The 19,745-nt window shown below is 61.6% G+C and carries 20 protein-coding genes; 16 read left to right on the forward strand and 4 right to left on the reverse strand.

What is annotated here, in order from left to right; translation table 11 throughout:
• Window positions 1-125 precede the first annotated feature (125 nt).
• Window positions 126-839 carry a hypothetical protein gene (locus AC5XE7_RS00995; RefSeq protein WP_495364509.1) on the reverse strand — a complete coding sequence of 238 codons (714 nt, stop codon included), beginning with the start codon at window positions 837-839 and terminating at the stop codon, window positions 126-128.
• A gap of 250 nt (window positions 840-1,089) precedes the next feature.
• On the opposite strand from AC5XE7_RS00995, the gene cckA reads away from it, so the two are divergent.
• Window positions 1,090-3,687, forward strand: a complete 2,598-nt coding sequence (gene cckA, locus AC5XE7_RS01000) for a cell cycle histidine kinase CckA (protein ID WP_495364508.1) — start codon at window positions 1,090-1,092, stop codon at window positions 3,685-3,687.
• A gap of 30 nt (window positions 3,688-3,717) precedes the next feature.
• Here cckA and AC5XE7_RS01005 read toward each other — a convergent pair whose 3' ends face one another.
• A complete protein-coding gene (locus AC5XE7_RS01005; protein WP_183830568.1) occupies window positions 3,718-4,023 on the reverse strand; it encodes a ribbon-helix-helix domain-containing protein in 306 nt (101 codons plus the stop codon).
• Between the two features lie 239 nt (window positions 4,024-4,262).
• Here AC5XE7_RS01005 and AC5XE7_RS01010 point away from each other — a divergent pair, with 239 nt between their 5' ends.
• The 3 genes from AC5XE7_RS01010 (at window position 4,263) to AC5XE7_RS01020 (ending at window position 6,896) form a co-directional block, all read left to right on the forward strand.
• Entirely contained in the window at window positions 4,263-4,658 is a 396-nt protein-coding gene (locus AC5XE7_RS01010) for a VOC family protein (protein ID WP_495364507.1), read from the forward strand.
• A gap of 87 nt (window positions 4,659-4,745) precedes the next feature.
• Window positions 4,746-5,276 carry a twin-arginine translocation signal domain-containing protein gene (locus AC5XE7_RS01015; protein WP_495364506.1) on the forward strand — a complete coding sequence of 177 codons (531 nt, stop codon included), beginning with the start codon at window positions 4,746-4,748 and terminating at the stop codon, window positions 5,274-5,276.
• 48 nt (window positions 5,277-5,324) lie between these two features.
• The gene (locus AC5XE7_RS01020; protein ID WP_495364505.1) at window positions 5,325-6,896 is read left to right on the forward strand and encodes a GMC family oxidoreductase; all 1,572 of its coding nucleotides are present in this window, start codon (window positions 5,325-5,327) and stop codon (window positions 6,894-6,896) included.
• 54 nt (window positions 6,897-6,950) lie between these two features.
• On the opposite strand, the gene AC5XE7_RS01025 is transcribed toward AC5XE7_RS01020, so the two are convergent.
• Complete coding sequence (locus AC5XE7_RS01025; protein ID WP_495364660.1) at window positions 6,951-7,286, reverse strand: hypothetical protein; 336 nt, start codon at window positions 7,284-7,286, stop codon at window positions 6,951-6,953.
• Between the two features lie 50 nt (window positions 7,287-7,336).
• Entirely contained in the window at window positions 7,337-7,840 is a 504-nt protein-coding gene (locus tag AC5XE7_RS01030) for a hypothetical protein (protein ID WP_495917598.1), read from the reverse strand.
• A gap of 39 nt (window positions 7,841-7,879) precedes the next feature.
• On the opposite strand from AC5XE7_RS01030, the gene AC5XE7_RS01035 reads away from it, so the two are divergent.
• The 12 genes from AC5XE7_RS01035 (at window position 7,880) to lipA (ending at window position 19,740) form a co-directional block, all read left to right on the forward strand.
• Entirely contained in the window at window positions 7,880-8,770 is an 891-nt protein-coding gene (locus AC5XE7_RS01035) for a VOC family protein (protein ID WP_495917600.1), read from the forward strand.
• The gene (gene kdsA / locus AC5XE7_RS01040) at window positions 8,767-9,612 is read left to right on the forward strand and encodes a 3-deoxy-8-phosphooctulonate synthase (protein ID WP_495364502.1); all 846 of its coding nucleotides are present in this window, start codon (window positions 8,767-8,769) and stop codon (window positions 9,610-9,612) included. The genes AC5XE7_RS01035 and kdsA overlap by 4 nt, the downstream gene beginning before the upstream one ends.
• Before the next feature lie 214 nt (window positions 9,613-9,826).
• Entirely contained in the window at window positions 9,827-11,101 is a 1,275-nt protein-coding gene (gene eno / locus AC5XE7_RS01045) for a phosphopyruvate hydratase (RefSeq protein ID WP_495364501.1), read from the forward strand.
• Between the two features lie 147 nt (window positions 11,102-11,248).
• Window positions 11,249-11,560, forward strand: coding sequence for an FtsB family cell division protein (locus AC5XE7_RS01050; protein WP_495364500.1), 312 nt, complete (start codon window positions 11,249-11,251; stop codon window positions 11,558-11,560).
• A gap of 182 nt (window positions 11,561-11,742) precedes the next feature.
• Window positions 11,743-12,783: a pyruvate dehydrogenase (acetyl-transferring) E1 component subunit alpha gene (pdhA, locus tag AC5XE7_RS01055; RefSeq protein ID WP_287945197.1), complete on the forward strand. Its 1,041-nt coding sequence runs from the start codon at window positions 11,743-11,745 to the stop codon at window positions 12,781-12,783.
• A gap of 12 nt (window positions 12,784-12,795) precedes the next feature.
• Complete coding sequence (locus tag AC5XE7_RS01060; RefSeq protein WP_495364498.1) at window positions 12,796-14,199, forward strand: pyruvate dehydrogenase complex E1 component subunit beta; 1,404 nt, start codon at window positions 12,796-12,798, stop codon at window positions 14,197-14,199.
• An 18-nt stretch (window positions 14,200-14,217) separates the two neighbouring features.
• A complete protein-coding gene (locus AC5XE7_RS01065; RefSeq protein ID WP_495364497.1) occupies window positions 14,218-15,594 on the forward strand; it encodes a pyruvate dehydrogenase complex dihydrolipoamide acetyltransferase in 1,377 nt (458 codons plus the stop codon).
• A gap of 6 nt (window positions 15,595-15,600) precedes the next feature.
• Complete coding sequence (locus AC5XE7_RS01070; RefSeq protein WP_495364496.1) at window positions 15,601-16,203, forward strand: SGNH/GDSL hydrolase family protein; 603 nt, start codon at window positions 15,601-15,603, stop codon at window positions 16,201-16,203.
• Window positions 16,204-16,205: 2 nt separating this feature from the next.
• Complete coding sequence (locus AC5XE7_RS01075; protein WP_495364495.1) at window positions 16,206-16,787, forward strand: GNAT family N-acetyltransferase; 582 nt, start codon at window positions 16,206-16,208, stop codon at window positions 16,785-16,787.
• Between the two features lie 16 nt (window positions 16,788-16,803).
• Window positions 16,804-18,249, forward strand: a complete 1,446-nt coding sequence (gene lpdA / locus AC5XE7_RS01080) for a dihydrolipoyl dehydrogenase (protein WP_495364494.1) — start codon at window positions 16,804-16,806, stop codon at window positions 18,247-18,249.
• Between the two features lie 127 nt (window positions 18,250-18,376).
• The gene (locus tag AC5XE7_RS01085; protein WP_495364493.1) at window positions 18,377-18,634 is read left to right on the forward strand and encodes a GlsB/YeaQ/YmgE family stress response membrane protein; all 258 of its coding nucleotides are present in this window, start codon (window positions 18,377-18,379) and stop codon (window positions 18,632-18,634) included.
• A gap of 134 nt (window positions 18,635-18,768) precedes the next feature.
• Complete coding sequence (gene lipA, locus AC5XE7_RS01090; RefSeq protein ID WP_183830520.1) at window positions 18,769-19,740, forward strand: lipoyl synthase; 972 nt, start codon at window positions 18,769-18,771, stop codon at window positions 19,738-19,740.
• The last annotated feature ends 5 nt before the right edge of the window (window positions 19,741-19,745 follow it).

Below are 19,745 nucleotides of genomic sequence, written 5' to 3' on the forward strand. Positions count from 1 at the left end.
TGTGGCTATGTGCCCGATCTCAACGCGTTGTCGCGATCCTTCAGATGGGTTCCTTCCGAAGCTAAGCTCCCGTTCCTGCGCATGTCGTTATCCCGAAACCGGTTCCCAGTTTCGGGCGACGTGCGTCAGCGCCTGGTCGTCGACAGTTCACCGAGAAGCCGCGACATTTCATCATCGGGAGTCTGGAGCCTTTGCGGGGGCTCGACGGCCGGTTCACCGAGAGAAAGTGTGAGTTCATCCACAAGCGAAGCGTCGAGCGCGTCTTCCACTGAATGCCGATGCTGCTGGGGCTGCTGAGCCGCTGGAGCAGGCCGGGGTGGTGCGGCGGCAGCCACCTGCGGTGCCATGTAGCTGTTTTCCGATGGCCGTGGCTGTGGCGAGGGTGCCGCCGGACGTGCAGGCGCTGAAACCTGCGGCTGGGGAGCAACTGGCTGGCGTTGCTGTACGGGCTGAGGTGGCGGAGCAGCTTTTGGCGGCTGGGACTGAAGCGGGGGCTGGGGCGTAAAAGCCGGCTCCGCGACTGGCGTTGTTCGTTTTGCGCTGGCCAGCCTGATGTCGCGCTCGACCACCACATCGGTCGGCCCGCCGATGAGAATCAGGTGCTCGACATCGTCGCGGCGAACCAGAACCAGCCGCCTGTGGCTGTCCACGGCGGTGGCGTCCATGACGGCGAGACGCGTCTTGCGGTTGCGCCCGCCTGCAACGAAGGTTCCGAAGTTCATGCTGCGGATCATCTTCACGATGAACAGCACAGCCACAAACGCGGCCAGCGCAACCAGAACCCAGAAAATGGCGGCACCATATCCGTTTCCGCCAGCGCTATCGAGAAAATCAGGCATCGGCACCCCCGGAAGTGTGGCCAAGACGCAAGGATGGCCAAATAAATCAAACATGACAGTAGAACGCAGTGATGTGCCACCGCAAGTTGCCAGCCCGGTTTATCAACGTGGGGACCGGCATTTGCGAAGGAGTTTTCACGTTCCGGGGGCATTTTACGCAGAGAGTTGCCCCTTTGGCCTTTTCCGGGCAAGGAGAATATGATTCAACCGCCCGGATCGGAACAGGGCAGGAATCGTAAGCAGGGGGCAAATGGCCAAGGACGCGCGCGGCGATTTCTATCCGATGCCGATGATAGATCAGGATACACGGCCCGGAACGGTAACGCGGCTTATCATCTTCATCCTTATCCTGATTGTCTCGGCAGTGGTGTTCGGGCTGTTTCGGGAACGCTTTGGCGATCCGTTCCTGCTCGGCATGCTCGGCGTATTGGCGATGATCGGCGTCGGTTTCCTGTTCGCGACGGCGATCGGCTTCATCCAGATCGCGCCGCGCTCGACCGGCGACGAGCTTTCCAAGGCCTTCGTCGATTCGATGGCGCAGGGCCTCGTTGTCACCGATGCGAAGAACCGCATCATCTACGCCAACCGTGCCTATGCTGAGATGACCGGCGCGGCCTCGGCTGCCGATATCAGAACTGTTGAAAGTCTGCTGTCGGATGCGCCCGAAGCTTCTTCCGTCATCTATCGGCTGGCCGGCGGTTTGCGGGATGGCCAGCATGGCGATGGCGAGTTTCGCCTCAGCCAGGCTATTCGTCCCGGCGCCGAGGTCGGCGCGCGGTGGTATCGTATCGAAGCGCGCGCGTTTCGTATTCCCGGCCAGCGTCAGCCGTTCAATGCCTGGAAGCTGGCCGACATTTCCCGCGAGCGCGAAGAGCAGGAGCGCTTCTTCCTCGACCTGCAAAAGGCCATCGACCATCTCGACAATGCGCCGGCCGGTTTCTTCTCCACCGATCAGGATGGCCGCGTCACCTATGTGAACGCCACTCTGGCGGAATGGCTGGGCATCGATCTGGCGAGTTTCACGCCGGGCGTGGTCACACTCTCCGACATCGTGGCGGGTGACGGCATGGCGCTGGTGCGCTCGGTACGTCCCGATCCCGGCACCGTCCGCAACGCGGTGATCGACCTCGATCTGACGACGATGAAGGGCGAGGCGCTGCCTGTGCGCTTCCTGCATCGCGCCACCGTCAATCGCGACGGACATGCCGGCCCGGCGCGCACCATCGTGCTCAACCGCACGGAAGGCGAGGATTCGTCCGCAGATCTGCGGGCTTCGGAGGTGCGTTTCACGCGCTTCTTCAACTCCACGCCCATGGCAATTGCCGGTGTCGATCAGGCGGGGCGTATCCTGCGCACCAATGCGCCGTTCCTGTCGCTGTTCGCCTCTGCGGTGGATCGCGATGCGCTGGACCGACGGGTGCGCCTCGATGCGGTCATCCATGAGCGCGACCGGCCGGCGTTCGAGACAGCGCTTGAGAAGGCCCGCCAGCGGCAGGCCGACATTGGGCCGATCGACACGGTTCTGCCCGACAATGAAGAGCGGCACATCCGCTTCTATGTGAATGCCGTTGCCGATGGTGACGGCGCCGAGGAAGCGGCGATCGTCTATGCGGTGGAAACCACCGAGCAGAAGGCGCTTGAAGCGCAGATGGCCCAGAGCCAGAAGATGCAGGCGGTCGGCCAGCTTGCCGGCGGCATCGCGCATGACTTCAACAACGTGCTCACTGCCATCATCATGGCTTCGGACCTGCTGCTGACCAATCACCGGCCGTCCGATCCGTCCTTCCCGGACATCATGAACATCAAGCAGAACGCCAACCGCGCGGCCTCGCTGGTGCGGCAACTGCTGGCCTTCTCGCGCAAGCAGACGCTGCGGCCGGAGGTGCTGACGCTGACCGACGTTCTTGCCGATCTGCGCATGCTGCTTGCCCGTCTGGTCGGCAACGACATCAAGCTGCGCATCGATCATGGGCGCGATCTGTGGCCGGTGAAGGTGGATATCGGCCAGTTCGAGCAGGTGGTCGTCAATCTGGCGGTGAATGCGCGCGACGCCATGCCCGAAGGTGGCGAGCTCACGGTTCGCACCCGCAATGTGACGACCGATGAGGCGAAGACCTTCCCGTATCGCGAACTGGAAGCCGGCGATTATGTGCTTGTCGAGGTTGAGGACAACGGCAGCGGCATTCCCGCAGAGGTGCTGAAGAAGATTTTTGAGCCTTTCTTCACCACCAAGGAAGTCGGCAAGGGCACGGGTCTCGGCCTTTCCATGGTCTACGGCATCATCAAGCAGACCGGCGGCTTCATCTTCTGCGATTCGGAAGTGGGCAAGGGCACCACTTTCCGGATCTTCCTGCCGCGTCACGTTCCGGTCATTGCTGCGCAGCCCGCGGCCGGCGCGGACCAGAAAGCGATCGCTGGCGGAGCGGAAGCTCCTGCTGCTGCGGTTCAGGCGAAGGCAGATGCCGCGAGAGACCTTTCCGGTTCGGCGACGGTTCTGCTGGTCGAGGACGAGGACGCGGTGCGCATGGGCGGGGTGAGGGCGCTGACCTCGCGCGGCTACACCGTGCATGAAGCTTCCTCGGGCGTCGAAGCGCTGGAATTGTTCGAAGAGCTGGACGGCAAGGTGGACATCGTCGTTTCCGACGTCGTCATGCCTGAAATGGACGGGCCGACCCTTCTGGGCGAACTGCGCAAGCGCCAGCCCGATATCAGGTTCGTGTTCGTGTCGGGCTATGCGGAGGACGCGTTCGCCAAAAACCTGCCCGAGGATGCACAATTCGGCTTCCTGCCGAAGCCCTTCTCCCTCAAGCAGCTGGCCACTGTGGTCAAGGAAGTGCTGGAAGGCTGAATTTCTCAGCGTTCCTGAAGAGGCGGCAGATTATGCCGCCTCGCGCTTCAGGGCGGCCACTTCCTCGGCCATCGGTCTGGAACCGCGCAGGTAGAGCGCGCAGGTGGTGCGCAGCATCGAGGCGAAATTCGGCACTTCTCCACGAAGCTCAAGCGCCTCGTCATACAGCTTCGAGATGAATTTCGGCGTCGTCAGCCCCTGGCTTTCGGCGATTTCGTCCAGCAATGCCCAGAACGTCGCTTCGATCTGGATGCTGGTCGAATGCCCGCCGATGCGGATCGACCTGTTGATGGGGCGATAGCCCTCCGGATCCTGTTCTGCAAAAACTCTGCACATATCAGCCTCCCTGTCATTCTGCTCACGCCGCTTTCAGCAAGCAGCAAGCGACGTGAGCCTGAAATTCCTGTTCCTGAAGGAACAGTTCTGGACTTGTGCGCGCCATTCTGGGTCCAAAATTCTCAAACAGCAATCGCACTTCTACATTCGTGAACGGTGGTAACCCACTGCCACCCTATTTGCCCGCCCGGTTGCATAATCACCGAAAGATCGGGTGCGAACGAAAGGCGCGGCACAGTTTGGCAAAGGCAATCCACAGCATGATCCGGGTTCTCGACGAGGCCCGGTCCGTTGGCTTCTACAACAAGGCCTTCGGGCTCGATGTGGCGCAAAGGCTCGATTTCGAGACTTTCACGCTCATCTATCTCTCCAATGCGGAGACGGAGTTCGAGCTGGAGCTCACCGTCAACAAGGGCCGCACGGAGCCGTATCAGCTGGGTGACGGCTATGGGCATCTGGCGGTGTCCGTTGCCGATCTCGACAGCGAGCATGACCGGATGGGCGCTCTCGGCCTCAGCCCGAAGAACATCGTCGAATTCAGCCATGCGGGCGCGCCCGTGGCACGGTTCTTCTTCATCGAGGATCCGGACGGATACAAGATCGAGGTGCTGCAGCGCGGAGGCCGCTTCAGGTAACCGACAGCACAGGAGGTCAGGCCGCACGGGAGGTGCGGAGCCAGCCACAGCGTCTTTCAGGCGCTCCAGCAAGCAAGGGAGGAAGAAATGGTAACGGTATACACGGGCAAGCAGGGCCTTTCACGGCGCGAATTGCTCAAACGCGGCGGCGTCGGGGCGCTGCTTGTCGTCACCGGCAGCGCGGTGATCAGCCCGCGGCATGCGTGGGGTCTGGAGACCTCGGCGCTCAAGCCGGAAACGATGGCGACGCTGATCCAGATGGCGCGGGACATCTATCCGCACGATCAGGTGCCCGACAGGTTCTACGCCATCGCCGTGAAGACCCATGACGAGCAGGCCGGCAAGGATGCCGCCCACAGGGATCTCATCGAGAACGGCATTGCCGATCTCGACAAGCGCGCCGGCGAAGACGGCTACCGCGGGCTCGGCTGGGAAGAAGAGCGCGTCGACGTGCTCAGGCACATCGAGGACACGCCCTTCTTCCAGGCGATCCGCGGAGGTCTGGTGGTGGGTCTCTACAATCAGAAAGAGCTGTGGCCGATCTTCGGCTACGAGGGCGAGTCCTACTCGAAGGGCGGTTACATCAACCGCGGCTTCGACGACATCGAGTGGCTCTGACCCCTCCGAAATCTCCACAGCCAGACTACGGATACATGGGAGGAAACCATGGCAGCACCTTATGATCTTAACGACGACAGCGTCGTCGTCATCATCGGCTCCGGCGCGGGCGGCGGAACGCTCGGCAACGAGCTTGCCCAGAAGGGCATCGACGTCATCATTCTCGAAGCCGGCAACCGCATCGAATATGAGGACTTCATCAACGACGAATGGGACAGCTTCGCCCAGCTCTCATGGGGCGATCCGCGCACCGCATCGGGAGGATGGCGCGTGGCCAGGGATTTTCCGGGCCTGCCTGCCTGGATCGTCAAGGCCGTGGGTGGCACCACCACGCATTGGGCAGGTGCGTCGCTGCGTTTTCAGGAGCATGAGTTCAGGACGCTGACCCATTACGGCAAGGTCGAGGGTGCCAATCTTCTCGATTGGCCGCTGACGCTCGCCGAACTCGAGCCCTACTATGCAAAGGCCGAGGATAAGATGGGCGTGACCCGCACCAATGGCATCGAGGGGCTGCCCGGCAACAACAATTTCAAGATCATGAAGGCCGGGGCGGACAAACTTGGCTACAAGGAATGCCACACCGGCAACATGGCCATCAATTCGGACTTCCGCGACGATCGCATGGCATGCCAGCAGACCGGGTTCTGTTTCCAAGGCTGCAAATGGGGCGCGAAATGGTCGACGCTCTACACCGAAATCCCCAAGGGCGAAGAGACCGGAAAGCTGGAGGTGCGGCCGAACAGCCATGTCGTCAGGATCGAGCATGACGACAGCGGCAAGGTCACCGGCGTCGTCTATGCCGACAAGGACGGCAAGCTGCAGGAGCAGAAGGCGCGCATCGTCTGCGTGGCCGGCAACTCCATCGAAAGCCCGCGGCTTCTGCTGAACTCCGCTTCGGCGAAATTCCCGGACGGTCTGGCGAACTCCTCGGGGCAGGTCGGCAAGAACTACATGCGCCACACCACCGGTACGGTCTACGCCATTTTCGACAAGCCGGTGCACTTCTATCGCGGCACGACAATGGCCGGCATTGTGCGTGACGAGGCGCGGCATGATCCCTCACGTGGCTTTGTCGGTGGCTACGAGCTGGAGACGCTGGCTCTCGGCATTCCCTTCATGGCCGCCTTCCTCAATCCGGGCGGCTGGGGCAGGGGCTTCACCACGGCCCTCGACCACTACGACCATCTGGCCGGCATGTGGATCGTGGGCGAGGACATGCCGCAGGAGCAGAACGCCATCAGGCTCCATCCCACCCTCAAGGACCAGTACGGCATGCCGGTGGCGGATGTCTGGTTCACCGACCATCCCAACGACATCGCCATGCGCAATCATGCCTACAGGCAGGGCGCTGCGATCTACGATGCCGTGGGCGCGACGCGCACCATGCCGACGCCGCCCTATCCCTCGACCCACAATCTCGGCACCAACCGCATGAGCGAAAAGGCATCCGATGGCGTGGTCAACAAGCACGGCCAGACGCACGACATCCAGAACCTGTTCGTGTCGGACGGCAGCCAGTTCACCACCGGCGGCGCGGAGAACCCGACGCTGACCATCGTGACGCTTGCGATCCGGCAGGCCGACTACATCGCCGGGGAAATGGCGGCAAAGAACATCTGAGGCGTTCCTTCTTGTGACCGGCCCCCGAACAGTTGCCTGTTCGGGGGCCATTCATCATTTTGTGATGGTGCAGGTCGAAGCGGTGAAGGATCCATGCGGCTGGCGCATGATGATGTCGAACGAGGCCGAGGCCGGATCGAGGGATGTCACCTGTGTCAGCGATACGCTGTTGCCGCCGGCGGTGAAGCCGCCAAGCGGGCCCAGCCAGGAAATCTCGCCATTCCGCTCGATCTGGTAATTGTAGCCCTGCTGCGGGATCGGGAAATATGCCGGGCCGCTATAAACATTGCCCCTGATCGTGATGTCGCCGAGGCTGAGGAACTGCCCCAGCAGATAGACCTCGCAATGATAGATGCCGTCGGGCAGTTGCTGCGCTGCGCCGGCAGGCATGATCGCCGTGAAAATCGCCGCAAAGCTTGTTGCAAGGGCTCGAAAGCTCTTCATCCCGTTCGCCAGTTTGTTCTGTGCAGAGCAGTATATCCGCTTCTCAGTGCCGGATGATTATAATTATCTGCAAAATCGCGTAACGGCCAGAAGGCGGCGCAAGAATGGCGCAGGGCAAATTGCATGTTATTCTTTTGGCTGGTCATGGTGAGTCGGCCGTGTTTCCGCGTCAGCCGGAAATGAATTTGGGAAGGCGCCAAGGCGCCTGCAAGCTCTGCGCAAGCCATTCTGCCTAAATTTCTTTCCGTGTCTGGGAGTTGTTCCAAGGGGTTGGGCAAACGGGCAAGGGGAAATGAATGGAGCGATTTCTCGAAGACCATCAGAAACGGCGGCTGACTGACCGTTTCGACATACTCACGGCCATCAACATATTGAAATCGCAGGGTTACGAGGACGATGAACTGATCCGGGAAATCATTCGCGTCTTTTACGTCGATCTCGATACCTATGAGGAAGTGCTGAAACAGGCCCGCGCGGCGTAAAGAATTCTGCGGTTTCATCGATGCTCTTCCGCCTGCCTGCTTGAACGCGCCAGCGGAATGAGGCAAACCGCAGCGATGGTGCGCCTCCTCGATCATCTTGTGCTGCCGACCGCCGATCTCGATGCGGCGCGAACCCGGCTGGACCGGCTGGGCTTTACGGTGGCGCCTCGCGGCATTCACCCCTTCGGAACCGGCAATTGCTGCGTCTATTTCGCGGACGGAACTTTTATCGAGCCGCTGGTCGTTGTCGATGAGCACGCGGCTGAAGCGGCGGTGAAGAGCGGAAACGTGTTTGTCGCACGCGACCGTTCCTATCGACAGGCGTTCGGCCCTGAGGGTTTTTCGGCGGTCGTCTTTGCAGGCGATAACGCCGATGACGAACATCGGGCTTATGTTGAAGCGGGGATTTCAGCCGGCGACCGTCTGGACTTCTCAAGACCCTTTATCGATGCCGCCGGAGCCAGCGATACTGCTTCCTTCCGTCTTGCCTTCGCCGCCTTGCCAGAAACGCATGGAACCTACGTTTTCACTTGCCAGCGGGTGAATTCACCGAAGGTCGACCGATCGGCTCTTGAGCAGCATGAGAATGGCGTGACGCGCATCTGCGAAATTATCGCCGTAAGCGATGATCCGGCGCGGGCCGCGGGCTTTCTGCGGCTGAGTGCGGGTTATGATCGTTCAGGCACATCGGATGGCGCGGTGCCTGATCTGCCGAATGCGGGTCTACGCGTTCTCACCGGCAGCCATTATGCTGAAAAGACCGGCCTTGCGCCGCGCGGGCATGGCCTGCTCTCCTTTGAAGCCGTTGTTTTTTGCGTGCGTGACATCGAGGCGCTGCGGAAGGGGCTTGTGTCGCGTGGCATCGATCACGACATTCGCGAGGGTCAGGTGGTTGTCGCACCCGCACCGGGGCAGGGCGCCACTTTCATATTTCAGGAGTCTGCATGACCACGCTCGATAAAGCGGTGCCCAACAGCGCCGTGAAAGCCGGAAACGTAATCTTCGACAACAGCGCCCCGCTGGCGCTGATTGCCGGCCCCTGCCAGCTTGAGACGCGGCAGCACGCATTCGACATGGCCGGTGCGCTGAAGGAACTGACCGGAAAGCTTGGCATCGGCCTCGTCTACAAGACCAGCTATGACAAGGCCAACCGCACATCGCTCTCCGGCAAGCGTGGCGCCGGTCTCGAAGCCGCGCTGCCGATCTTTGACGACATCCGCAAAGAGTTCGGCCTGCCGGTGCTGACCGATGTCCACACCGAAGAGCAGTGCGCCATCGTCGCGCCGCATGTCGACATTCTCCAGATCCCGGCCTTCCTCAGCCGTCAGACCGACCTTTTGATCGCCGCCGCGAAAACGGGCAAGGTGGTGAACGTCAAGAAGGGACAGTTCCTTGCGCCCTGGGACATGAAGAATGTCGTCGCCAAGCTTGTCGCTTCCGGAAACCCCAATGTGCTGGTTACGGAGCGCGGTGCGTCTTTCGGCTACAACACGCTGGTCTCCGACATGCGCTCCCTGCCGATCATGGCGGAACTCGGCGCGCCGGTGATCTTCGACGCCACTCACTCCGTGCAGCAGCCGGGCGGACAGGGCGGCTCGTCGGGCGGCGAGCGGCGTTTCGTGGAAACGCTGGCGCGGGCGGCGGTGGCTGTCGGCGTGGCCGGTGTGTTCATCGAAACGCATGAAGACCCAGACAATGCGCCTTCCGACGGTCCCAACATGGTGCCGCTGAAGGATCTGCCGCGCCTGCTCGAAAAGCTGATGGCTTTCGACCGCATCGCCAAGGGGTGAGGCGCTTTCCGGGGAAAGCGGCTGCCGACGCTAAAGCGTGTCGCGATCTTTCAGATCCGCTCCTTACGCTTTGAGTTCCTGTTTTTACGCATGTCGTTATGCCGAAGCCGGTTTCCACTTTCGAGCGACATGCTTTAAGGAAGCGATTGCCTTTTGGCCCCCTGATTGGCTATGACGTGGCCCATCTTTTCAACTGACGGAACGGGGATTTCGAATGACCGCTATTGTCGATGTCGTAGGCCGCGAGATTCTCGATAGCCGGGGTAACCCGACCGTCGAAGTCGATGTCGTGCTCGAAGATGGCTCCGTGGGCCGCGCAGCTGTGCCTTCCGGCGCTTCCACCGGCGCGCATGAGGCTGTCGAGCTTCGTGACGGCGGGCCGCGCTATCTCGGCAAAGGCGTGGAGAAGGCGGTCGAGGCCGTCAATGGCGAGCTGTTCGAGGCAATCGGCGGGCTCGAAGCCGAAGAGCAGATCCACATCGACCGCACCATGATCGAGCTGGACGGCACGCCCAACAAGAGCCGTCTCGGCGCCAACGCCATTCTCGGCGTCTCGCTGGCAGTTGCCAAGGCTGCGGCGGAGTCCGCCGGCCTGCCGCTCTATCGCTATGTCGGCGGTGTGAATGCGCATGTGCTGCCGGTGCCGATGATGAACATCATCAATGGTGGCGCCCATGCCGACAATCCGATCGATTTTCAGGAATTCATGATCATGCCGGTCGGCGCGTCCTCGGTGCGCGAGGCCGTCCGCTGGGGTTCGGAAGTCTTCCACACGCTCAAGAAAGGTCTGAAGGACGCCGGTCACAACACCAATGTCGGTGACGAAGGCGGCTTCGCGCCGAACCTGAAGAGCGCGCAGGCCGCACTCGATTTCGTCATGGCTTCCATCGAGAAGGCCGGCTTCAAGCCCGGCGAGGAAATCGCGCTGGCGCTCGACTGCGCTTCGACCGAATTCTTCAGGGACGGCAACTACGTCTACGAAGGCGAGAAGAAGACCCGCGATCCCAGGGCGCAGGCCAAGTATCTGGCCAAGCTTGCGGCCGACTATCCGATCATCTCGATCGAGGACGGCATGGCCGAGGACGACTGGGAAGGCTGGAAGTACCTCACGGAACTGACGGGCAAGAAGGTTCAGCTCGTTGGTGACGACCTGTTCGTGACCAATTCCGCCCGCCTGCGCGACGGCATCCGCATGGGTGTCGGCAATTCGATCCTCGTGAAGGTCAACCAGATCGGCACGCTGTCGGAGACGCTGGACGCGGTCGAGACCGCGCACAAGGCAGCCTACACCGCCGTCATGTCGCACCGTTCGGGCGAGACCGAGGATTCCACCATTTCCGATCTCGCCGTCGCCACCAATTGCGGGCAGATCAAGACCGGCTCGCTGGCGCGCTCGGACCGCACGGCCAAGTACAACCAGCTCATCCGCATCGAGGAGCAGCTCGGCCGTCAGGCACGTTACGCAGGCACGTCGATCCTCAAGGGCTGATCGGCCTCCTCAGTATCCATTGCCGAATTGAAAGGGCGGGGGAGACCCCGCCCTTTTTGCATCTGATGGCCTGTCGACCCGGCTGGCTGTAACTGTCCATTAAGCACAATCGGCGACAAGGGAGGGAAAGGAATTCCGGGCCAAACCATGTGGACGCGTCAGTACAAGCAGAGAAAGACCGGACGGCTGATCATTCCCGCCCTGTGCGCGGCGTGCGTCGCCTATTTCGGTTTCCACACCTATCATGGTCAGTATGGCATCAACTCGCGCGAGCGCATCGAGGTGCAGACCGCGCGCCTGCAGGAGCAGCTCGACAAATTGCGGGCTGAACGCAGCGAGCTTGAGAAGCGTGTGCGCCTGTTGCATGATGGCACACTGGAAAAAGACATGCTGGACGAGCTGGCCAGAAAGACACTCAATATGTCCGGTCCGGACGAAGTGATTATCATGCTGCGCTGAAAAGCCGGTTAACCGAATTCGGGTTAATCACTATAAATTTCAATGAAAATAACCGCTTAGCTGCATGTCAGTCATGCGTTTTCTGCATGGCGCAATGCAAATATGCATGATAGCTTCCTGAAGATCAGTGGGGAGGCAAGTCTCCCACATGTCCGACAAGAGACGCCTACAGGGAGAGATGCATGGCCACCGCAGCCAGAAAAGCGCCTGCCAGATCGAAGGCCGACAACAAGTCGCCTACCATAGCCGCGCCCAAGCCCGCGGAATTCAGCAAGGAAGATGAACTCGCCGCCTACCGCGAAATGCTGCTTATCCGGCGCTTCGAAGAGAAGGCCGGCCAGCTTTACGGCATGGGTTTCATCGGCGGTTTCTGCCACCTCTATATCGGTCAGGAAGCTGTCGTCACCGGCATGAAAATGGCCCTAATCGAGGGCGACCAGATGATCACCGCCTATCGTGACCATGGCCATATGCTGGCCATGGAGATGTCGCCGCGCGGGGTGATGGCCGAGCTGACCGGTCGTCAGGGCGGCTATTCCAAGGGCAAGGGTGGCTCCATGCACATGTTCTCCAAGGAGAAGCAGTTCTATGGCGGCCACGGCATCGTCGGTGCGCAGGTGCCGCTCGGCACCGGGCTTGCCTTCGCCAACCGTTATCGCGGCAACAAGAATGTGTCGCTGACCTTCTTCGGTGATGGCGCCTCCAACCAGGGCCAGGTCTATGAGAGCTTCAACATGGCCTCTCTCTGGAAGCTGCCGGTCGTCTACATCATCGAGAACAACCGCTACGCCATGGGCACCTCGGTAACGCGCTCTTCGGCCGAGACGGATTTCTCGCATCGTGGCGCATCGTTCAAGATCCCCGGCGTGAAGGTGGACGGCATGGACGTGCGCGCCGTCAAGTCGGCTTCCGACATGGCGGTCGAGTGGTGCCGCAGCGGCAACGGTCCGATCATCCTCGAAATGAACACCTACCGCTATCGCGGTCACTCCATGTCCGATCCGGCCAAGTACCGCTCGAAGGAAGAAGTGCAGAAGATGCGCTCCGAGCATGACCCGATCGAACAGGTGAAAGCGCGTCTGCTTGAGAAGAAGTGGGCGAGCGAGGAAGAGCTGAAGGCCATCGACAAGGACGTGCGCGACATTGTCGCCGACGCCGCCGAGTTTGCGCAAAACGATCCCGAGCCGGATGCATCCGAGCTCTGGACAGATATCGTACTTTAAGGGAGGGGGCAGATGCCGATCGAAATTCTCATGCCGGCGCTCTCGCCGACGATGGAAGAGGGCAACCTCTCCAAATGGCTGAAGAACGAAGGCGACAAGATCGTCGCCGGTGACGTGATTGCCGAAATCGAGACCGACAAGGCCACCATGGAAGTCGAAGCCGTCGATGAAGGTACGCTGGGCAAAATTCTTGTTCCCGCCGGCACCGAAGGCGTCAAGGTGAACGCGCCGATCGCTGTTCTGCTGCAGGATGGCGAAAGCGCCGACGACATCGGCAAGGCCGCCGCTCCTGCTCCTGCTCCTGCTCCCGCGGCCAAGGCCGAAGCGGCGAAGGCTGAGGAAAAGCCTGCGCCGGAGGCTGCAAAGCCTGCTCCGGTCGCCGCAGCGCCGAAGATCGAAGTCGCGGCCGACCCCGATATTCCCGCCGGCACCGAAATGGTGTCGATGACCGTGCGCGAAGCTTTGCGCGACGCCATGGCCGAAGAAATGCGCCGCGACGAGGATGTCTTCGTCATGGGTGAGGAAGTCGCCGAGTATCAGGGCGCCTACAAGATCACACAGGGGCTGTTGCAGGAATTCGGCGACCGCCGCGTCGTCGATACCCCGATCACCGAGCATGGCTTTGCCGGCGTCGGCGTGGGTGCGGCCTTTGCAGGTCTCAAGCCGATCGTCGAATTCATGACTTTCAACTTCGCCATGCAGGCGATCGACCAGATCGTCAATTCGGCGGCCAAGACGCTTTACATGTCGGGCGGCCAGATGGGTGCGCCGATCGTGTTCCGCGGCCCGAATGGAGCGGCGGCGCGCGTGGCGGCCCAGCACTCGCAGTGCTACGCGGCCTGGTACAGCCATATTCCCGGCCTCAAGGTGGTGATGCCCTACACGGCGGCTGATGCCAAGGGTCTGCTCAAGGCGGCGATCCGCGATCCCAATCCGGTAATCTTCCTTGAAAACGAAATCCTCTACGGCCACCATTTCGATGTGCCGAAGCTGGATGATTTCGTGCTGCCCATCGGCAAGGCGCGCATCCACAAGAAGGGCAGGGATGTCACGCTGGTGTCCTTCGGCATCGGCATGACCTATGCGATCAAGGCGGAAGAAGAACTGGCGGCGATGGGCATCGATGCCGAGATCATCGATCTGCGCACCATCCGTCCGCTCGATCTCGATACGATCATCGAGTCGGTGAGGAAGACCAACCGGCTGGTCGTGGTCGAGGAAGGGTTCCCGCAGAGCTCGGTCGGCGATCATATCGCCAATCAGGTTTCGCAGCGCGCCTTCGACTACCTTGATGCTCCGGTGATCACCATCGCCGGCAAGGATGTGCCGATGCCCTATGCGGCCAATCTGGAAAAGCTGGCCTTGCCGAATGTCGGCGAAGTCGTCGAGGCGGTGAAAGCCGTCACCTATCGCTAGGCTCCGGGGGAGGACGATATGCCGATCAATATCACCATGCCGGCGCTCTCTCCGACCATGGAAGAGGGCAATCTGAGCAAGTGGCTGGTCAAGGAAGGCGACAGGGTTTCGCCCGGTGACGTGATCGCCGAGATCGAGACCGACAAGGCCACCATGGAAGTCGAGGCTGTCGATGAAGGCACCGTCGCGAAGATCGTCGTGCCGGCAGGCACCGAGGGCGTCAAGGTCAACACGCTGATCGCCGTTCTTGCCGAAGATGGCGAGGATGTCGCGGCGGCGGCCAAGGCGTCCGGGGATGCGCCGGCCAAGGCCGAGGCGCCGAAGGCGGAAGCAAAAACGGAAAGCGCTGCGGCGCCCGCCGAAGCGCCGCAAGCTGCGGCTCCTGCCGCGCCGGAAGTGAAGGCTGCTCCAGCTACGGCTGCTGTAGAAAAGGACACGGATCGTGTCTTCGCATCGCCGCTCGCCCGTCGCATCGCCAAGGATGCCGGTCTCGACCTGTCCGGCGTGTCCGGCTCCGGTCCGCAGGGGCGGGTGGTGAAGGCCGACGTGGAAGCCGCGATTGCCGGGGGCGGGGCGAAGGCTGCCGCCGTGGCACCTGCGGTTGAGGCGGCAGCACCTGCCGCTGCCGCGCCGGCGGTAAAACCGATGTCGGACGACGCGGTGCTGAAACTGTTCGAGGAAGGCTCCTACGAGCTGATCCCGCACGACAATATGCGCAAGACTATCGCAAGGCGTCTGGTGGAAGCGAAGTCGACCGTGCCGCATTTCTACCTTACGGTGGATTGCGAACTGGATGCTTTGCTTGGCCTGCGCAAGCAGCTCAACGACGCCGCACCGGTGAAGAAGACGGAAAAGGGCGAGGAGCCGGCCTACAAGCTCTCCGTCAACGACCTGATCATCAAGGCGCTGGCGCTGGCCCTGAAGGAGGTGCCCGACGCCAACGTGTCGTGGACCGAGGGTGCGATGGTGAAGCACCGTCACGCCGATGTCGGCGTTGCCGTCTCCATTCCCGGCGGGCTGATCACGCCCATCGTGCGCAAGGCCGAGGAAAAGAGCCTGTCTTCGATCTCCAACGAGATGAAGGATCTGGCGGCACGCGCCCGGACCCGCAAGCTGAAGCCGGAAGAGTATCAGGGCGGCACCACGGCGGTTTCGAACCTCGGCATGTTCGGGATCAGGGACTTCGCCGCCGTCATCAACCCGCCGCATGCGACGATCCTTGCGATTGGCGCGGGCGAGCAGCGGGCGGTGGTGAAGGATGGCGAGGTGAAGGTGGCGACGGTGATGTCGGTGACGCTGTCGACCGACCACCGGGCGGTGGACGGCGCGCTGGGTGCTGAACTCATCGGCGCCTTCAAGCGTCTTGTCGAAAACCCGATGGGTCTGGTGGTCTGACGACGCATGCGGACGGTGCTCTGCTACGGTGACTCGCTGACCTGGGGCTATGATGCCTCGGGTCCGCGTCGCCATGCGCTGGAGGATCGCTGGCCGAGCGCTCTTCAGCGCGAACTCGGTGACGGCGTTCATGTCGTCGCCGAGGGCCTGAACGGGCGCACCACCGCCTTCGATGACAATCTCGTGGGCGCCGACCGCAACGGAGCCCGTTTTCTTCCCACGCTTCTGTCCTCGCATGCGCCGCTTGATCTGGTGATCATCATGCTGGGATCCAATGACATGAAGTCGTGGATTCATGGCGATCCCTTCGTCGCTCGGCAGGGCATGCGGCGCCTCATCGCCATCGTGCGCGGTCATGACGATCCGCTCGGCCATCCCGAGCCGAAAGTGCTGATCGTCGCCCCTCCGGTGGCTTCTCCCGGCAAGAAGGGAGCGGGTGAACTCGCCGGTTACTACGAGCAGCTCGCGGATGAGGTGGGGTGCGGGTTTTTCGATGCTTCCGGTGTCTGCGAGGTTTGCCAGATCGACGGCGTTCATATGGATGCGGAAAATTCGCGCAGGCTGGGTGAGGCGCTCGCACCGGTGGTGCGCGTGATGTTGGAGCTTTGACCGTGCCGGATGCCATCGCCATCAGGCCCGCGCAGAAGAATGACGCGGCGGAACTGGCCATTCTGGTCGATATTTCGTCGCACGGTTTTGCGTCGTGGTTCTGGCACGGCGCGGTGCTGAACGGCTCGAAGGAGACAGCCTTCGAGGAAGGCCGGTCCTTCATGCGCTCCGATACGCAACCAGCTGCGTGGCGGGATGCCAACATCGCTGTGGTTGGTGAAGAGATCGCCGGCGTCATCATCGGCCATCCGATCCTGCCTTCGATCGCTGATGAAACGGCGCCGCATCCCGTTGTGGAGCCGATCCTCGAACTGCAGAAGACGATCGTGGACCACTGGTTCGTCGACAGCCTCGGCGTTTACCGCCATCATCGCGGCAAGGGGCTGGGAAAACGGCTGCTTGCGCATGAGATCGTTCGCGCCGGCAACCGGCCGGTGAGCCTGATCACCGAAAGTGACAACGACACCGCGCTTGGACTTTACAAATCGCATGGATTCGCCGAGGTGACGCGACGGCAGGCTGTCCCGCTCACCGGAGATGGCAAGCAACATGACTGGGTGCTGCTGACGCGCAGCGCCGCTTGAGGAAAGGCAAGGATTTATGGCCGAGGCTTACGACGTCATCATCATCGGTTCCGGTCCGGGCGGCTATGTGACGGCCGTTCGCTCCGCGCAGCTTGGTTTCAGGACCGCGATCGTGGAGCGCGAGCATCTGGGCGGCATCTGCCTCAACTGGGGCTGCATTCCCACCAAGGCGTTGCTGCGCTCGGCCGAGATCAAGCATTACGCCGAAAATCCCGGAGCCTATGGCCTGAAGATCGACGGCAAGGTCAGCGCCGACATTGATGCCGTGGTGGAGCGCTCGCGCGGTGTTTCGCGCCGGCTGAACGGCGGCGTCGCCTTCCTGATGAAGAAGAACAAGGTCGACGTGATCTGGGGCGAGGCGAAGCTTTCCAAACCCGGTGAGATCGTCGTTTCCAAAAGCTCGAAGAAGCCGATGGAGCCGCAGAACCCGGTGCCGAAGGGCGTGAAGGGCGAGGGCACCTATACGGCGAAGCACATCATCGTCGCCACCGGCGCGCGGCCGCGCGCGCTGCCCGGCATCGAGCCGGACGGTAAGCTGATCTGGAGCTATTTCGAGGCCATGGTGCCGAAGGAAATGCCGAAGTCTCTGCTCGTCATGGGCTCGGGCGCCATCGGCATCGAATTCGCCTCATTCTACCGCACTATGGGCGCCGAGGTGACCGTGGTCGAGGTGATGCCGCAGGTTATGCCGGTCGAGGATGCGGAAATCTCCAAATTCGCCCAGAAGCAGTTCGAAAAGCAGGGCATGAAGATCCTGCTCGAAGCCAAGGTGACGAAGGTCGAAAAGGGCGCGAACTCGATCACAGCCCATGTCGAGACCAAGGACGGCAAGGTGGAGAAGATCACCGCCGACCGCATGATTTCGGCCGTTGGCGTTGTCGGCAACATCGAAAATCTCGGGCTGGAGGGGCTTGGCGTGAAGACCGACCGCGGCTGCGTGGTGGTGGATGGCTACGGCAACACCAATGTGTCGGGCATCTATGCCATCGGCGACGTCGCCGGCCCGCCCATGCTGGCGCACAAGGCCGAGCATGAAGGCGTGATCTGCGTGGAGAAGATCGCCGGCGTGCCGGGCGTGCATGGTCTCGACAAGTCGAAGATTCCCGGCTGCACCTATTGCAGCCCGCAGGTGGCATCCGTCGGCCTCACCGAAGCGAAGGCCAGGGCGGAAGGCCGCGACATCCGGGTCGGCCGCTTCCAGTTCGCGGCCAATGGCAAGGCCATCGCGCTTGGCGAGGATCAGGGTCTGATCAAGACCATCTTCGACAAGAAGACCGGCGAGCTGCTCGGCGCGCATATGGTTGGCGCGGAAGTGACCGAGCTGATCCAGGGTTTTGTCGTGGCGATGAACCTCGAAACCACCGAGGAAGAGCTGATGCACACGGTGTTCCCGCATCCGACCCTTTCGGAGATGATGAAGGAAAGCGTGCTCGACGCCTATGGGCGCGCGCTGAACGCCTGAGCCAGCCATTTCTGGGATGGGGGGAGGCGATCATGCGCCTCGCCCCGGCTCCGGGCCAGCCGTGGAACCAGATGTGAGGTTCGGACGTTGCATGTGAATTCTAATCCTTTCTGGAGGGACCATTCATATGGGCGTCAACGGTGTGGGCTGGATCGCGGCTATTTTGGTTGGCGGCGTTGCCGGCTGGCTTGCCGAAATGGTGATGAAGAGCAACATGGGCATCCTCATGAACGTGGTTCTGGGGATCGTCGGCGCAGTGGTGCTGAACGCCATCTTGCAGGCTCTCAATATCGGTTCCTTCGGGGTGGGCTGGCTCGCCTATCTGATCACGGGCTTTATCGGCGCCTGTATTCTGATCTTCGTCGGGCGGATGGTGCGCCAGTAGCGTCTCGTTCCGATCCGTATTTCGTAAAGGCCGCGGGGGCTTGTGCCTCCGCGGCCTTTCTTATTCCGGCAAAACGTCCTAGATGACAGGGAGTGCGCGGGTCCGTCCCGCGCCAGTGAAGTATTGGATCGGATATGGTCACCGTTCTCGACAATATCGCAAACCCGCCACGGGTGAGGCACCCTGAAAAGGCGCATCGCCCCGACCAGGAGGTGTTGCGCAAGCCCGAATGGATTCGCGTCAAGGCGCCGGTGTCGAAGGGCTATGCCGAGACCCGCGAGATCGTGAAGACGAACAAGCTGGTGACCGTTTGCGAGGAGGCCGGCTGCCCCAATATCGGCGAATGCTGGGAAAAGAAGCACGCCACTTTCATGATCATGGGCGAGATCTGCACGCGTGCCTGCGCTTTCTGCAATGTCGCGACCGGCATTCCGACACCGCTGGACACCAATGAGCCCGATCGCGTGGCCCATGCGGTGCGACAGATGGGACTTACCCATGTCGTGATCACCTCGGTGGATCGTGACGATCTCGCCGATGGCGGCGCGCAGCATTTTGCCGATGTCATCTACGCCATCCGTGCGGCAGCGCCTTCCACGACCATCGAAATCCTGACGCCGGATTTCCTGCGCAAGGACGGGGCGAAGGCGCTTGAGATCGTGGTCGAGGCAAGGCCGGATGTCTTCAATCACAATCTGGAGACGGTGCCGTCGAATTATCTGACGGTGCGCCCCGGCGCCCGCTATTTCCACTCGATCCGCCTGCTGCAGCGGGTGAAGGAACTCGACCCCTCCATTTTCACCAAGTCCGGCATCATGGTGGGGCTGGGCGAGGAGCGCAACGAGGTGCTGCAGCTCATGGACGACCTGCGCACCGCCAATGTCGACTTCATGACCATCGGCCAGTATCTCCAGCCGACCCGCAAGCACCATCCGGTCAGGCGTTTCGTGACACCGGAGGAATTCCAGTCCTATGCCACCATCGGCAAGACCAAGGGTTTTCTGCTTGTGGCTTCCAGCCCGCTGACGCGTTCGTCCCACCATGCTGGTGAGGATTTCGCGCGGTTGAAAGCGGCCCGCGAATCCTCTTTGCGGAAATCGGCGTAGTTTTC

Source organism: Aquamicrobium sp. YD-1-mutant5 (genome assembly GCF_059509755.1).

What these genes read in the sequence shown, in the direction of transcription:
- AC5XE7_RS00995 (WP_495364509.1), bottom strand. Translation starts at nt 839, where the DNA reads ATGCCTGATTTTCTCGATAGCGCTGGCGGAAACGGATATGGTGCCGCC.
- cckA (WP_495364508.1), top strand. Translation starts at nt 1,090, where the DNA reads ATGGCCAAGGACGCGCGCGGCGATTTCTATCCGATGCCGATGATAGAT.
- AC5XE7_RS01005 (WP_183830568.1), bottom strand. Translation starts at nt 4,023, where the DNA reads ATGTGCAGAGTTTTTGCAGAACAGGATCCGGAGGGCTATCGCCCCATC.
- AC5XE7_RS01015 (WP_495364506.1), top strand. Translation starts at nt 4,746, where the DNA reads ATGGTAACGGTATACACGGGCAAGCAGGGCCTTTCACGGCGCGAATTG.
- AC5XE7_RS01020 (WP_495364505.1), top strand. Translation starts at nt 5,325, where the DNA reads ATGGCAGCACCTTATGATCTTAACGACGACAGCGTCGTCGTCATCATC.
- AC5XE7_RS01025 (WP_495364660.1), bottom strand. Translation starts at nt 7,286, where the DNA reads ATGCCTGCCGGCGCAGCGCAGCAACTGCCCGACGGCATCTATCATTGC.
- AC5XE7_RS01030 (WP_495917598.1), bottom strand. Translation starts at nt 7,840, where the DNA reads ATGAAACCGCAGAATTCTTTACGCCGCGCGGGCCTGTTTCAGCACTTC.
- AC5XE7_RS01035 (WP_495917600.1), top strand. Translation starts at nt 7,880, where the DNA reads ATGAGGCAAACCGCAGCGATGGTGCGCCTCCTCGATCATCTTGTGCTG.
- kdsA (WP_495364502.1), top strand. Translation starts at nt 8,767, where the DNA reads ATGACCACGCTCGATAAAGCGGTGCCCAACAGCGCCGTGAAAGCCGGA.
- eno (WP_495364501.1), top strand. Translation starts at nt 9,827, where the DNA reads ATGACCGCTATTGTCGATGTCGTAGGCCGCGAGATTCTCGATAGCCGG.
- AC5XE7_RS01050 (WP_495364500.1), top strand. Translation starts at nt 11,249, where the DNA reads ATGTGGACGCGTCAGTACAAGCAGAGAAAGACCGGACGGCTGATCATT.
- pdhA (WP_287945197.1), top strand. Translation starts at nt 11,743, where the DNA reads ATGGCCACCGCAGCCAGAAAAGCGCCTGCCAGATCGAAGGCCGACAAC.
- AC5XE7_RS01060 (WP_495364498.1), top strand. Translation starts at nt 12,796, where the DNA reads ATGCCGATCGAAATTCTCATGCCGGCGCTCTCGCCGACGATGGAAGAG.
- AC5XE7_RS01065 (WP_495364497.1), top strand. Translation starts at nt 14,218, where the DNA reads ATGCCGATCAATATCACCATGCCGGCGCTCTCTCCGACCATGGAAGAG.
- AC5XE7_RS01070 (WP_495364496.1), top strand. Translation starts at nt 15,601, where the DNA reads ATGCGGACGGTGCTCTGCTACGGTGACTCGCTGACCTGGGGCTATGAT.
- lpdA (WP_495364494.1), top strand. Translation starts at nt 16,804, where the DNA reads ATGGCCGAGGCTTACGACGTCATCATCATCGGTTCCGGTCCGGGCGGC.
- AC5XE7_RS01085 (WP_495364493.1), top strand. Translation starts at nt 18,377, where the DNA reads ATGGGCGTCAACGGTGTGGGCTGGATCGCGGCTATTTTGGTTGGCGGC.
- lipA (WP_183830520.1), top strand. Translation starts at nt 18,769, where the DNA reads ATGGTCACCGTTCTCGACAATATCGCAAACCCGCCACGGGTGAGGCAC.